At 72.6% G+C, this 13,885-nt stretch carries 11 protein-coding genes; 4 read left to right on the top strand and 7 right to left on the bottom strand.

Annotated features, from left to right (window positions below):
* Positions 1 to 92: 92 nt before the first annotated feature.
* From U8525_RS28445 to U8525_RS28430, 4 genes are read right to left on the bottom strand one after another with little or no spacing between them, the layout of a single operon-like run.
* The gene (locus tag U8525_RS28445; RefSeq protein ID WP_374269841.1) at positions 93 to 812 is read right to left on the bottom strand and encodes a c-type cytochrome; all 720 of its coding nucleotides are present in this window, start codon (positions 810 to 812) and stop codon (positions 93 to 95) included.
* Entirely contained in the window at positions 809 to 2,047 is a 1,239-nt protein-coding gene (locus U8525_RS28440) for a YncE family protein (RefSeq protein ID WP_374269840.1), read from the bottom strand. The genes U8525_RS28445 and U8525_RS28440 overlap by 4 nt, the downstream gene beginning before the upstream one ends.
* Positions 2,044 to 2,694 carry a hypothetical protein gene (locus U8525_RS28435; protein WP_374269839.1) on the bottom strand — a complete coding sequence of 217 codons (651 nt, stop codon included), beginning with the start codon at positions 2,692 to 2,694 and terminating at the stop codon, positions 2,044 to 2,046. Before U8525_RS28435 ends, U8525_RS28440 begins: the two co-directional genes overlap by 4 nt.
* Positions 2,695 to 2,696: 2 nt before the next feature.
* Positions 2,697 to 3,980 (bottom strand): WD40/YVTN/BNR-like repeat-containing protein, encoded by a 1,284-nt coding sequence (locus tag U8525_RS28430; RefSeq protein WP_374269838.1) that lies wholly within the window; start codon positions 3,978 to 3,980, stop codon positions 2,697 to 2,699.
* A gap of 185 nt (positions 3,981 to 4,165) precedes the next feature.
* Here U8525_RS28430 and rpmG point away from each other — a divergent pair, with 185 nt between their 5' ends.
* The 4 genes from rpmG to U8525_RS28410 all read left to right on the top strand — a co-directional run bounded on the left by rpmG (position 4,166) and on the right by U8525_RS28410 (position 8,260).
* Positions 4,166 to 4,330: a 50S ribosomal protein L33 gene (gene rpmG, locus U8525_RS28425; RefSeq protein WP_374269837.1), complete on the top strand. Its 165-nt coding sequence runs from the start codon at positions 4,166 to 4,168 to the stop codon at positions 4,328 to 4,330.
* Entirely contained in the window at positions 4,327 to 5,583 is a 1,257-nt protein-coding gene (gene zigA / locus U8525_RS28420) for a zinc metallochaperone GTPase ZigA (protein WP_374269836.1), read from the top strand. The genes rpmG and zigA overlap by 4 nt, the downstream gene beginning before the upstream one ends.
* 245 nt (positions 5,584 to 5,828) lie before the next feature.
* The gene (locus tag U8525_RS28415; protein WP_374269835.1) at positions 5,829 to 7,043 is read left to right on the top strand and encodes a cyclic nucleotide-binding domain-containing protein; all 1,215 of its coding nucleotides are present in this window, start codon (positions 5,829 to 5,831) and stop codon (positions 7,041 to 7,043) included.
* A 56-nt stretch (positions 7,044 to 7,099) separates the two neighbouring features.
* The gene (locus U8525_RS28410) at positions 7,100 to 8,260 is read left to right on the top strand and encodes a cyclic nucleotide-binding domain-containing protein (RefSeq protein ID WP_374269834.1); all 1,161 of its coding nucleotides are present in this window, start codon (positions 7,100 to 7,102) and stop codon (positions 8,258 to 8,260) included.
* Positions 8,261 to 8,276: 16 nt separating this feature from the next.
* Here U8525_RS28410 and U8525_RS28405 read toward each other — a convergent pair whose 3' ends face one another.
* The 3 genes from U8525_RS28405 to U8525_RS28395 form a co-directional block, all read right to left on the bottom strand.
* Positions 8,277 to 9,569, bottom strand: coding sequence for an SEC-C metal-binding domain-containing protein (locus U8525_RS28405; protein WP_374269833.1), 1,293 nt, complete (start codon positions 9,567 to 9,569; stop codon positions 8,277 to 8,279).
* 86 nt (positions 9,570 to 9,655) lie between these two features.
* Positions 9,656 to 10,846 carry an OmpP1/FadL family transporter gene (locus U8525_RS28400; RefSeq protein WP_374269832.1) on the bottom strand — a complete coding sequence of 397 codons (1,191 nt, stop codon included), beginning with the start codon at positions 10,844 to 10,846 and terminating at the stop codon, positions 9,656 to 9,658.
* Positions 10,847 to 10,877: 31 nt separating this feature from the next.
* Positions 10,878 to 13,814, bottom strand: coding sequence for a hypothetical protein (locus U8525_RS28395; protein WP_374269831.1), 2,937 nt, complete (start codon positions 13,812 to 13,814; stop codon positions 10,878 to 10,880).
* Between the last annotated feature and the right edge of the window lie 71 nt (positions 13,815 to 13,885).

Here is a 13,885-nt window from a genome sequence, read left to right as displayed (position 1 = left end):
CAGGTGCGGCGGCCGGGCGCGCATGGGCAGGGTCGGGAGGCCCGACCCCTTCCTCCTCGCCTGTCCACGGGTCGGACAGGCTCAGCGCACGGCTACAGCCCCAGGTACGTGAGCAGCGCGCCCAGGTCCGCGTCGGACAGGGCCTCCGTGCTGTAGAGGGGCATGTTGCCCCCCACGCCGAAGAACGGCCCGTGCCGTACCTTCTCGATGACGACCTGCGCGTGCGGGATGCCCGGGAAGAGCCGGTCGTACTCCCGCGTCACCTCCGGCAGCACCGACGCCAGGTCCGTCAGCCGGCCCTCGCCCGTGTGCGCCGCGCCGTGGCAGCTCTGGCACGCCGCCCGGTACACCGCCTCGCCGCGGGTCGCGTCGCCCCGGGGCACGTCCTGGATGTCCTTCACCACCGTGAAGGGCAGCGCGGGCGCCTGCGCGTCCGGGCTGATCCGCGACAGGTACTCATACAGCGCCCGGGCGCGCGGCGCCTCCGCGTCCAGCTTCCTCACCCCGCGCATGAAGCTCACGTAGCAGAAGTTCACCGCGTCCAGCAGCCGCGTCTCGTTGCCGCCCCACCAGCTGGGCCGCGCCGCCACGTTGAACAGCGTGTGCCCGGAGTCGATGCGCCCCGCCGGGGCCTCTCGCGTCGTCGCGTGGCACGTCGCGCACGAGAAGCGGTTGTACTCGCTCGACGACAACTCCGAGCTCTGGAACAGCGCCTCCCCGTAGTCCGCCGCGGCCCGGGGCCCCTCCTCGCCCCCGCACCCGGTCAGCACGCCCATGAGCAGCGCCGCCACGCCCCCGCGCAGGCCCCTCACGGCTGCCCTCGCAGCAGGCTCACCGAGTCCGGGAAGATGCCCACCTTCACCGTGGCCACCACCGCGCCCTCCGCCAGGTCCACGACGTGCAACGTGCCCGGGCCCAGGTGGTCTCCTTCGCAGACCGCCAGCCCGTGGCGCTCGTCCGGCGTCAGCATGAGCTGATGCACGTTGAGACAGCCCGCCTGCGACAGTTGCACCGTGCGCGACACCGTGGACGTCGCGGCGTCGATGACCGCCACCGCGTCCTCCTGCTGATAGGGCATGTAGAGCGTGCGGCCGTCCCGCGTGAACGCGCCGAACATGGGCGAGCCGCGCAGGTACACCGTGCGCTCCGGGTTCATCGTGCGCGTCCCGGGCTCCAGCACCTGCACCTGCCGGCTCGCCAGCGAGCTGACCCACACGTCCCCCGTCGTGGGCGACACCGTCAGCGCGTAGGGCTGGTGACGCGGGTTCACCGCCGTGCCCGCGCCCGCCGCCACCTTCACCCGCGTCACCGGCCGGCCCTCCGCCGCCAGGTCCACCACCGCGACCTCGTCCGACCAGCAGGCCACGTAGGCCGTGCGCTCGTCCGCGGACAGGCGCACCGCGTGCGGCGCGGCGCACACCTCCACCCGCTCCTTCACCGTCATCGTCTCCGCGTCGAGGATGACCATGCGCGCGACCATGTCCTCCTCCGCCCCGCCCTGCCGCGCCACGTCCGCGATGCGCAAGAGGTCGAAGTGCGTCTGGTACAGCGTGCGCCCATCCGCGCTGACGATGACGTCCCCCGGGTTGCGATCCACGCGCGTGGACGCCACCAGCCGGTGGTCCTTCGCGCTCAGCTTCAGGCAGTAGCCGTCCGCCGTGCCCGTGCCATGCGCGCCATGCGGCCCCGAGCCGCCACCCGGCACGTAGTTGGAGATGCCCACGTAGTAGAAGTCGCCCGCCGGTGACACCGCCGTGTGGTGCGGCCCCTCCAGCTCCACCGGGTTGAGCCCCACCGGCACCCGCGCCAGCTCGCCCCAGCCCGGCGTGCCCAGCCCGTCCAGCTCCAGCAGGCTCACGGAGTCATCCAGGCTGTTGGTCACCAGCAGCCGCCCGGCCGGCCCCGGCGGAGGCACCGTCGAGCCGCCCCGCGTCCAGGGCGCCGGCTCCGCGTACGTCAGCTCGGGCACGCCCGAGCCCGGCTCCGGCGGCTCGGCCTCCGTGCACGCGCCCAGCGCCAGCGCGCAGAGCCAGACGGCCCACCTCACCTGGCCATCCCCATCGTGAAGGGCACCGCGGTCCCCATCGTGTAGGGCCCCTCCGTGATGCGGTTCTGCACCAGGTACGCGCTCACCACCTGCACCGACAGCCCCTTGCCCGCCGCGTCCTTCACCGTCTGCCAGGAGCCGTCATCCAGCTGCCACTGCAACTCAGACGTCAACACCTGCGCGAGGGGGCACTCGCGCCCTGCGGCGTAGACCTTCACCCAGTAGAGGTCGCCCGTGTATGGCGGCAGGTGGGCCTCGGCGGTGGGCAGCACCAGGTTGCCCAGCCACGCGAGCACCGAGCGCTTCGACTCGCGCGGGCGGACCTCCCGCATGGGCAGCCGGGGCGACGTGCGGCCCGGGCGCTCCAGCGACGCGCGCAGCGGGGACGTCCACCGCCACAGCGGCGCGGACTGGTCCGTGAAGTACGACTGACCGGGCTCGGGCGACACGAGCGTCACCGCGCGCGAGCTGTCCACGGGCTGGTTCCGCGCATCCTCCAGCGTGCGCCACGCTTCATCCGTGGCGCCGCCCGCGTACAGCGGCTCGTCGCACGCGGTGGCCTGGGGGGCGTCGTCGTCACTGCACGCGCTCAGGGCCAGCAGGGCGACGGCGGCGGTGCTCCACGGCAGGAACGTCTTCAGCTTCATGGTCATGGGTCCTCGCGCCGCCGGCCGCGGCGCCACAGGGGAAGGAGCAGCAGGGGAAGCAGCGCACCCGAGGGCGCGGCGGCGCAGCCGGAGGACGGTTTCGGCTCCGCGGGCGTGCCCGCGTCGTCGGTCGGCGGGGCCCCCGCATCCGGCGCGCCGTCCGGGTAGAGCGGCGCGCCAATCGTCTGCGCGAGCTGGGGCCAGCGCGACGGACACAGCTCGCGCACGGGCGTGCCCGCCGGACACGGATGGCTGCCTTGAATCTGCTCCAGGCTGAAGAGGGGCTCCCAGGTGGAGCCCTCGTCGCTGCTGCGCGCCAGCGACCAGTCATGGAGCCACGGCGAGCCGCAGCCGTAGATGACGTCTCCCACGCGCGTCACGCACGCGTTGCCGGTGGGCAGCTCCAGCTTGGAGAAGGCCCCGCCCGCCTGGCTGCGGAAGAAGGAGTTGTACGTGGACACCCACGCGGTGCCGCCGTCGGCGGAGACGTCCATGTTGACGAAGACGTCGTCGATGCCGGCGCCCGTGCGCGCGGTGAAGGTGCGCCCGCCGTCCGTGCTGTGGAGGACGTGCGTGTATCCCTGCGCGGACACGCGCGCCCAGACACCGAGCGGCGCCACGGGGTCCGTCGCCGTCACCACGAAGTCGAACGGGCGCACCAGGTCCGGGAAGGCCTGCGGCAGCTCCTCCCACGTCTCGCCCGCGTCATCGCTGCGGAACAGATACATGTGCGCCGTGTCCGACGCGGACACGTAGAGCGTGCGGGGAGCCGGCGTGGACACGCGCACGGCGGAGAAGAGGACCCCCGCGCGCTGGAGCGGCAGCGCCCGCCACGTCGCTCCACCATCATCCGAACGGAACACCCCGTTCGTCGCCGACGTGGAGCGGCCCGTGGTCACGTACAGCACCGCGTCATCCATGGGGTGCGCCGCGAGCCCCGTCACCCAGGTGTCCTTGAACGCCGGGTGCGATGACCACGAACACGCGCCGTCCTTCGAGGACAGGAGCGCGTTGCCCGTCGCGGCCAGGAGCTCCCCCGTCTCGCGCCAGACGAAGGACTCCGGGCGCCAGCCGCCGTACCCCATGGCATCCGGGCACACCCAGCGCCACGTCCGTCCGCGGTCGCGCGAGATGACCGCGCCGAACGTGGCCCCCACGAAGAAGTCCTCGGGGTGGCCTCGCCGCAGCGTGACGTTGGACGACTCCGGCAGGCCCGCGTGCGCCCACGCCGCGCCCGCCGCCAGGACGCCAGCCGCCCAAGCCCCCGTGACTCGTCGCTTTCGCATCCGGCGCTCCGGGGCAGGCCCCATGGCCCCCACGATAGCGCCCGGCCCGCCCCTGCATAGCAGCGCCTGCGCCCGGGGTGCCCCGCCGTCACTGACTCCACGGACGCCCGGCAGCCAGCCGGCGTCCCCGGCCGGCCCACTCCTAGGGCTTGCGGCGTTAATGCAACTGAGTTACAAAAGCGACCATGCCCAAGGGAAACCGCGCCATCATCCAGCTCGTGTCCTCGGCGGGGACCGGCTACTGCTACACGACGACGAAGAACAAGCGGAAGTCGCAGGAGAAGCTCCAGAAGCGCAAGTACGACCCGAGGGTGCGCAAGCACGTGCTCTTCGTGGAGGGCAAGCCGTGAGCCGGGCGCGCGGGGCGGTGGACGCGCGGCTGCCGGTGACGGTGCTGTCGGGGTTCCTGGGCGCGGGCAAGACGACGCTGCTGAACCACGTGCTGCACAACCGCGAGGGCCTGCGGGTGGCGGTCATCGTCAACGACATGAGCGAGGTGAACATCGACGCGAAGCTGGTGCGCGGCGGTGGGGCCGCGCTGCGCCGCGTGGACGAGAAGCTGGTGGAGCTGTCCAACGGCTGCATCTGCTGCACGCTGCGCGAGGACCTGCTGAAGGAGGTGGCGAGGCTCGCGAAGGCGAAGCGCTTCGACTACCTGCTCATCGAGTCCACGGGCATCTCCGAGCCGCTGCCCGTCGCGGAGACCTTCACCTTCGAGGACGAGGACGGCCAGGGCCTGTCGAAGGTGGCGCGCCTGGACACGATGGTGACGGTGGTGGACGCGCTCAACTTCCTGAAGGACTGGGAGGGGGCGGAGGGGCTCGCGGAGCGGGGGCTCGCGCTGGCGGAGGAGGACGACCGCACGGTGGTGGACCTGCTGGTGGAGCAGGTGGAGTTCGCGGACGTGCTGGTGCTGAACAAGACGGACCTGGTGGACGCCGAGGCGCTGGGACGGCTGGAGGCGGTGCTGCGCCGGCTGAACCCCCAGGCGCGCCTCGTGCGCGCGGAGCGGGGACGGGTGCCGCTGGCGGAGGTGCTCCACACGCGCCGCTTCGACTTCGAGCGCGCGAGCCGCGCCCCGGGCTGGCTCCAGGAGCTGCGGGGCGAGCACGTGCCGGAGAGCGAGGCCTACGGCATCCGCAGCTTCGTCTTCCGCAGCCGCGTGCCCCTGCACCCGAAGCGCTTCTGGGACTTCGTGCACGGGAGCTGGAAGGGCGTGCTGCGCAGCAAGGGGTTCTTCTGGCTGGCGACGCGCATGGACATCACCGGCCTGTGGGCGCAGGCGGGCGGCGCGTGCAGCTTCGAGCCCGCGGGCCTCTGGTGGGCCGCGCTGCCGCGCGAGGAGTGGCCCGAGGAGCCAGAGGTCCGCGAGGAGCTGGAGCGCGACGTGGCGGCCGGACCGTATGGGGACCGGCGCCAGGAGCTCGTCTTCATCACCCGCGACGCGGACCCCGCCGCGCTGGTGGAGGCGCTGGAGCGCTGCCTGCTCACGCCCCGGGAGCTGGCGAAGGGGCCCAGGGCCTGGGCGCGGCTCCAGGACCCCTTCCCCGCGTGGCGCAGGGTGGCGCCGGACGCGGACGCGCCCGACCCGCGCGCCAGCTGAGCGCCCACCCCTCGCTGGGTAGGAGTCCCTGGGGCAGGGATGCCTGAAGGTGGGGAATCCCTCTCACACACGACAGCCACCCTGGAGCGCGGGGTTCCCGTGAACCCCCACCTCTCAGGTTCCGCGCATCCGATTCTCGCGGTGGACAGTCTGTCCAAGGCCTGTCGTTGATGGCCGTGATGGCTGGCTTTCCATGTTTCGGGATGCTACGGAATCAGGGTCCTGGACCCCGGCGTGGACCTCCCTTGTCCGCCAGGGTGTCTGGGAGGAACGACAAGGCCGTGACTCCAGACGATTCGAACGTGGGTGACGTGGCCGGGGGCCCTGGCTCCAGCGCCACGCGAGCGGTGTGGGCGCGGGTGCTGGAGGGCTCGGTGGAGGAGGCGGTGCGCGCGTACGAGGCGATGGGGGCGGGGCAGCGCGAGCGGGTCCTGGAGGAGGCGCTGGGGGTGCCCGCCGCCACGCGCACCCAGCTGGTGGAGGTGCTGCGGCAGGCGCGCGACTTCGCGGGCGCGGCGCGGCTCCTGGAGGCGGACGGGGACGACCGGGGCGCGGCGCCGCTGTACGAGCAGGCGGGGGCGCCGCTGCTGGCGGCGGAGGCGTGGCTGCGGGTGGGGGAGCAGGCCCGCGCGGCGGCGGCCTTCGAGCGGGCCGGCTCGCTGGAGCAGGCGCTGTCGCTGTACCAGGCGCTGGGCGCGCGCGAGTCGCTGGCGCACCTCCTGGGCCGCATGCACCGGCCCCTGGAGGCGGCGCGGACGTTCCGGGTGCTGGGCAACGCGCACGCGGAGCTGGAGATGCTGCGCGCGGTGCCCGTGGACGACCCGCAGCGGCCGGAGGCCGTCCTGCGCATGTGCGAGCTGCTGGACGCGGAGGGCGCGACGTGGCGCGCGCTGGTGCTGCTGGCGGACGGCATCAAGCACGCGTCCGGGGCGGGGCTGCTGCTGCTCCAGGCGGAGCAGGCGCGGCTGCTCCAGCAGCTGGGGCTCGCGTCGGCGCCGGAGGGCGCGTCCGCGGCGGAGCAGGCGCCGCCGGTGGTGGATGGCTATGGCTACCTGAAAGCCATCCCCATCTTCGATGGTCTGTCTTTGGAGGACATGCGCGACCTCTACCGCCTGGCCCGGCCCGTCCTGGTGCCGGCGGGCACGACGGTGCTGGAGAAGGGCGCCCGGGGCATGGGGCTGGTGGTGCTGCTGGAGGGCATGGTGAGCGTGTCCACCGGCCCGGGCCGTGACGCGCGCCAGCTCAACATGCTGGGGCCGGGCGCGTTCCTGGGGGAGATCTCGCTCATCCTCGACGGCCCGGTGTCCGCGCATGTGCGCGCGCACACGGTGGTGCGCGCCCTGCGCGTCACGCGGACGGACTTCCAATACTTCCTGGAGACGCACGAGGCCGCGGCCCTGCGCATCTACCGCCTCTTCACCCAGAGCCTGGCGGAGCGGGTGCGGGACTTGAGCAGCTGAACGTCCGCCCCCTCGAACGGGTGCGTGCGTCGCGCGGCTGGGTTACAGAGGCGCGCATGGCGCATCCCCCACACGCGCGGTCCCTGAAGGCCCAGGCGGCGACGCTCGCCGCCGAGGGGAAGCTGGACGCGGCGCTGGCCGGCTACCAGGCCGCCCTGCGCGAGGCGCCGGAGGACGCGGAGATCCACCAGCGCGTCGCGGAGCTGCTGGAGTGGCTGGAGCGCGCCCCCGAGGCCGCCCGCGCCTACGACGACGCGGCGCTCGCCTGGACCCGCGCGGGGGCGCTCTTGCGCGCGGTGGCCGCCGCGGTGCTGTCGCGCGGCGCGCGCCCCCAGACGGTGCGCGCCCTGGCGGAGCGCTTCGCCCGGCCCCCGGGCGCCCTGGCCCCCACCTTCGCCTGGGGGCCGGCCGGCGAGGACGCGGGCGTGCCCGTCCTGTCCGCCGTGGGGCGCGACGCCTTCGTGGCGCTCGTGGCGGCGCTGGAGGTGCGCGCCTTCTGGCCGGGCCAGCGCGTGGTGGAGGAGGGCCAGCCGGGCGACTCCATGTTCGCGCTGGTGGAGGGCCGCGCGGAGGTGGCGCGCCGGGTGGAGGGCAACGCGCGCCAGGTCGTCGCCACGCTGGGGCCGGGGGACTTCTTCGGCGAGGTGGCGCTGGTGTCGGAGGGGCCCCGGCTCGCCAGCGTGGAGGTGCGCGAGCGCTCCGTGCTGCTGGAGCTCAAGCGCCAGTCGCTCGCCCGCGTCAGCGCGGCGCACCCGGAGGCGGACGCGGCGGTGCACGCCTTCTACCAGCGCCGGCTGGTGGAGAACCTGCTGCGCACGAGCCCCCTGTTCACCACCCTGTCGCCCGCGCTGAAGCAGGCGATGTCGCGCGAGTTCGACCTGCGCGCCGTGCCCGCGGGCGAGGTGCTCCTCACGCAGGGGCAGCCGGGCGACGCCTTCTACCTGCTGCTGCGCGGCCAGTGTCAGCTGTCGCTGGAGCAGCCGGGCCGCGTCGTGCTGCTGCCGGAGCTGCGCGAGGGCGACGTGTTCGGAGAGATCTCCCTGCTGCTGGACAAGCCCGTCTCCGCGACGGTGCGCACGAAGACGCCGTGCGTGGTGCTGCGCCTGGAGCGCGCCGCCTTCGAGCGGCACGTCGTCAGCCAGCCCGGCCTCAAGGGCCAGCTGATGCGCATGGGCACGGAGCGCCTCCAGCAGACGGCGAAGGCGCTCTTCGTCTGAGCCGTGGAGTGAGGCGTCAGGCCTCCGCGTCCAGCCGCACGGGGTGCTCGCGCAGCCAGCCCTGCGCGCGGCGGACGCGGTCGGCGCCGGCCGCGCGGCCCTCCTTCTCCAGCAGCTGCCGGTAGGGCTCCAGCTGCTCCGGCGTCCACGCGGGCAGGGCCTTCAGGTCCGCGAGCGCCACCAGCTCCTCCGCGCTCCGCCCCCGCGCCTCCTGCCGCGCGGTGAGCAGCGCCGCCAGCACCAGCCGCGCGGGCTCCGCCTCGAAGGCGATGGCCGCGTCGGTGAGCCACTCGCGCGTGGGCTCGTCCGCGGCCGGGTCCCTGGCCCCCGCGCGCATGCGCTCCAGCATCCCCTCCAGGAAGTCCGGGTCCACCGCGCCCTTCACCGCGCGCAGGAGCGCGGCGATGACCTGCCGCCGGGCCTCCGCGTCCTTGGGCTGGCGCTTCATCGCGCGCAGGGGCTCCCACAGCGCGACGGTGAGCCACAGCTCCTCCTCCGGGGAGAAGATGGACGGCGTGGCGGGGTCGCGCAGCCGGGCCTCCACCCGCTGCGCGCGCTCCTTCGCCTCGCGCGAGATGCGCTCCACCAGGGCGGGGTCCGCCTGCACGTGCTTCACCAGCGCGTCCAGCTCGCCGGCCTCCGCCTGGCGCAGGGCCTCCGCGGCCTCGGGCGTGAGGGACTCCGGCGCCATGCCCTCGACCAGGGACTCGTACTTGCGCACCAGCTCCGCGTGCTTCTGGCTCCACTCGCGGAACTGCACGTCGAACACGACGTCCAGCACCGGGTTGTCCTCCGGCCGCACCTTGCCCGTCTTCTTCGCCGCGGTGGCCAGCAGCGCGCCCACGCTCAGCGCCCGCCGCTCCTCCGGCGTGCGCCCGCCCTTCGCCGCCTGCGCGAGCAGCGCCGCGCCCAGCTTCTCCTGGAAGCCCCGCCCGCCCAGCTCGCGCACCACGCCCACGCGCAAGCTGTCGCGCGCCGCCATCGCGTCCAGGCCCTCCTGCGAGGCCAGCTCCGCGAGCGCCTGGCCCACGTGGTCGCTGAAGGCCTTGTCGTCGTAGCGCAGCCCCGGCTGGGGACCCGCGGCCTGGAGCAGCACGCTCAGGTGCTCCAGCGCCTGCGACAGGCGGGACACGTCCGCGTCGCCTAGGAGCGCCATGGCGGCCTCCAGGTCCTGCTTCAGCGGGTTCGCGGGGGCGGAGGGGGGAGGCTGCGCGGCGCGCGCGCGGTCCTCGGCGGCGTGGCAGGCCTTGTACTTCTTCCCGCTGCCACAGGGGCACGGGTCGTTGCGGCCGGGCTTGGAAGGGCTCACGGCCCGGCACCGTAAGCGAAAGCGCCCGGCCCTTCCATGAACGGAAGGAGCCGGGCGCCCCGGTGCTTCAGGAACGGTTCAACCGGCTACTGCAGGTTGAAGCCGAGCGTCAGGCCCAGCACGTGCGCGGAGCCGGAGTACGTGCCCGGCATGCCCGGCGCCGTGCTCTCCTTGTCCGCCAGCGCGACGAACTGGTAGCCCAGGTCCGCGCGGAACGGCTTGAACTCGTAGCCCACGCCCGCGGACACCTTGAAGCGGTTGGCGTCCGGCAGGTCCGGCGTCAGCGTGCTGTCGGGGCTGGGGGACGGGTCATACGTGAAGCCCAGGCGCACCTGCAGCGCGTCCGTCACGCCGTACTCGCCGCCCAGCGAGTACTTCCACTTCGCGTGCCAGCGCTTGGGCAGCGGGTTGTCGATCGACGGGTTCTCGAAGTGGATGGCCAGCTCCGAGAAGGAGGACCAGTCCACCCAGCTCGCGTCGAACGCCAGGAGCAGGTTCGGCAGCGGCCGGTACGCCAGGCCCGCCGTCACGGTGGACGGCAGGGTGACGTCCGCGTGCGCCTTCTGGTCCGTCAGCCGGCTCTCGAACTCCGCCGGGATGTTCTGGAAGTCCGCCTTGCCCTGGAACGCGATGGCGATGGCGCTGCGGTAGTGGAGGCCCAGGTCCAGGTTGTCCAGCACCTTGGCCTGCATGCCCACGTTGAAGCCGGAGCCCCAGTCCGCGCCACCCAGGTGGACGGCGCCCTCGCTGTTCACGAAGTCCAGGCCGCGCGTCAGCTCGATGGTGGCCCGGGCGATGTCCAGACCCGCGCCGAAGCGGAAGCGCGGGTGCAGCTCATACGCGAACGACGGGTTGATGTAGTACGTCGCCAGCGAGGACTCGTAGCCGCGGAAGCGGCCGCTGAAGCCCTCCTCCCAGCGGCTGCGCGCGCCGTACGGCGTGAACACGCCCACGCCGAACGCCGCCTTCTCAAAGGGCTTGTAGACCACGAACAGGTGCGGGGGCGGCGACAGCGTGGTGCGCTGCCCCTCCTGCTCCATGCCCGGTCGCTGGAAGTTGATGCTGGGGAGGATGCCCGTGTCGCCGAGCGTGATGTCGAGCTTCTTCACGCCGACCATGTTCGCCACGTTGTAATAGATGGAGGACGAGTCCTCCAGCCACGCCGTGGCGGCGCCGCCCGCGCCGGTGGCGCGAGCGCTGTGGGTGTCGACCTGGAAGCCCGCGGCCTGGCTCGTACCGGCCGCCAGCATCGCCACGAGGGAGAGTGTCTTTTTCATGGGTGTTTGATTCCTCTCTCAGTGGTTCGCGTTACTGCGAGACGGCGCCGGTCGACAGGAAGCCGATGATCTGGTCCTGGGCCATGTTGCGCACGGCCTCCGGGATCTGCGGGTGGTTGAGGAACGAGTGGCGGCTGGCGGCCGGGATGGCGCCGATGACGCTCTCCGGGAACATGTACGAGGCCACCGTGCGCGGCGCGTCCTTGCGGTTGGCCGCGTTGAGCAGCGCCAGCGTGTTCGCGTTCGGGATGACCTGGTCGCCCTCGATGTACTGGATGAACGCGCGGTGCACGGCGGGGTCCGTGCCGGCCGCCGCGTTGTTGTCCAGCAGGTACGCGTAGTTGCGCGAGTCCGCCGGGTCCAGGATGGTGTTCGCCAGGCTGATGAACGTGTCGAACGCCGGGGTGCCCGGGTTGACGCCCGCGGAGGCCAGCTGGTTCAGGAACGCGGTGCGCTGCGCGGCGAAGGCGGGCGCCGTCAGCAGCACGCCGGCCAGGTTGCCACCGGCCACGTTGAGCACCGAGCGGCGCACGCGCGGGGACACCGCGGTGGACATGGTGCCCATGATGCCGCCGAGGCTCTGGCCCACGTAGTCCACCTGGGCCGCGTTCAGCTTGACCACCGCGCTCAGCTCGGGGCTGGCCAGCACGCGCAGGAACTGGCTGAAGTCCACCACGTGGTGGCGGAAGTTGTCGCGCGTGGTGAACAGGTTGCCCAGGTTCAGGAAGTTCCAGCCGGAGATGAGCGGGACGCCGGAGCCGTCGCGCTTGAAGTCACCACCCTCGCACTTGTTGTCCGCCATGCAGCGGCCCTGCGAGAGCACGCTGGAGCAGTACACGTCCGCCGGCACACCCGGCGGGAGCGCCGCGGCGTCGCAGGCCGCGCGGTCACCCACATCCCTCGCCACGCAGCGACCGTAGGACAGGCTGGTGGCGTCGTCCTGGCAGACCTGGGTGGTGGGGTCGGCGCACGCGGCGCTGTCGCCCACGGGGGTGCCCGAGGTGCCCAACACCGCGGCGGCGCCCACGCAGCTGCTGCGCTCACCGTGGTAGATGGCGTCCATCGCGACCACCGCGTAGCCCGCGCCGGTCATCTTGTTGGCCAGGCCGAGCACCGCGGTGCGGTTGCTGGTCAGGCCGTGGCCGAACACCAGCACCGGCCAGCCCGTGGAGGGCGCCTCGCCCGCCGGCACGAACACCATGAACGGGTAGCGGGTGGCGCGCGCCTGGGCGGGGTTCGGGTTCAGCGTGCCGAAGGGGCCCGTGAGCAGCAGCGGCGTGTTGGCCATCACCTCGTAGGTCGCGCCGATCTTGTCGGACGTCAGCCCGACGCCGGTCATCGCCGCCTTCACCTGCGTCGTCGTCTCGATGACGTAGTCGGGCTTCGTGGGCGTCTGGAGCGCGCTGGGCAGCGCGTACAGCTGCTGCAGGATGGACGTGGTGCTCTGGGTGGTGAACGCCCAGCCCAGGGCGATCTTCGAGCGCGGCAGGCCCGCGGCCGCCAGCGCGTCGAAGAAGGGCTTGTGGGCCGCGCGCACCGGCTCCAGCGCCTGCGCCAGCGAGTCCGGCACGGAGGAGATGGTGCTCTTGCCGTTGGCGAACACGGGGTTCGCCAGGCGCAGCAGCGCGAAGGCCGTGGCCGGGGCGACGTTGCGGCCCCGGGTGTCCTTCAGGTCCGTGGTCAGCACCGCGCCGTACTGGGTGGCGGCATCCAGCGGCGCCTTCGGGACGAGCTGCAGCTGCTGCGGCACGTCGACGATGCCATCCGCGCCCACGCTGGTGCCGCAGTCACCGCTCTTCTCCACCAGGCAGGGCACCACGTCCGGCTGGGTGCCCTTGTCCAGGTTGGACAGCTTGAAGAACTTCACGCCCGCGGCCAGCGACGCCGCGTCCACGCGGGGGGGCGCGCCGTCCGACGCCTCGCGGTACATGGTGCCGTCCAGCACGCCCTGCGCGTCGCCGTTCTCCGACACGATGGCGCCCGTGGTGGAGAAGCCGTCCAGCGTGTTCAGGCCCGTGAACAGGTCCTGCTGCAGGCCCGGCTCCGCCGGGACGTCGAACGACAGGTGCGCCGGCGTGGTGGCCGTGGCCGGGGTACGAGCCAGGTCGTTGGGGAAGGGGATGATGAGCGGCAGCCGCGCGTTGGCCGCCAGGTTGATGGTGGCCTCCGGCTGGTTGACGACGCTGAACGTCCACAGCAGGACCACGTCCTCGCGCTTGAAGCCCTTGGCGACCAGGCCGTCGATGATGGGCGCGTAGCCGCGGCGCAGCTGCTCCAGCTGCAGGGCGCTGGCGGTCTGGTCCGCCAGGCGCTTGGCCGGATCCGTCTCCGAGGAGGGGATGATCTCCGTGGCCGGGGCGCAGTCCGGCGAGGTCAGGTCCTCGCAGGTGACCAGCGGCTTCGCGGAGCTGGCGAAGGCCCACGTGGCCGACCCGATGACCGGGTAGCCCGCGTTCGTCTTCAGGCCGTTCTCACCGCCGATGAGCGCCACCGCGTAGCGGCCGCCCTTCGGCCACGCCGGCAGGCCCGTGTTCGGATCCACCGGGGGGATGATGTTGATGAGGTCCGTGTCCTCGTTGTACGCGATGGTCGGCGTCACCGGCTTCGTCGCCAGCGGCGTGCCCGCGTACAGGTCGATGAAGATGACCGTCCGCTCGTCCACCGTGTTGGGGTCGAGGTCCTTCACCTTCGTGTTGGCGATGGCCGACGTCGGGAAGCCGTTCAGCGAGTTCAGGTAGTCGCGCGTGAACTCCTGCTCCGCCGCGGACGCCGCCGGGTTGATGGGCGCCTGCACCAGCTTCGTGGTCTGGTTGATGGCCAGATCATTGGGAGAGGGAACGACGGCGGGAGAACCCGTGGGGTCGAACTCCGCGAGGCCGACGTTCGTATTCGGAGCGTCCTGCGCGATCTCCGGCGTGCAGGCAACGACTCCCAGGGCCATGGCCCCGAGGAACAACTGTTTCTTCATGGTGGGAATCCCCTCCAGCCCAAGGTGAACTGCTGGAAACAAGTCAGTGAGTAGCACGCCGTTCACCAGTC

Source organism: Corallococcus sp. RDP092CA (assembly GCF_041903675.1).
GTDB lineage: Bacteria > Myxococcota > Myxococcia > Myxococcales > Myxococcaceae > Corallococcus.
Note: the sequence above shows the minus strand (reverse complement) of the source record. Positions and strands in the feature narration are given on the sequence as shown.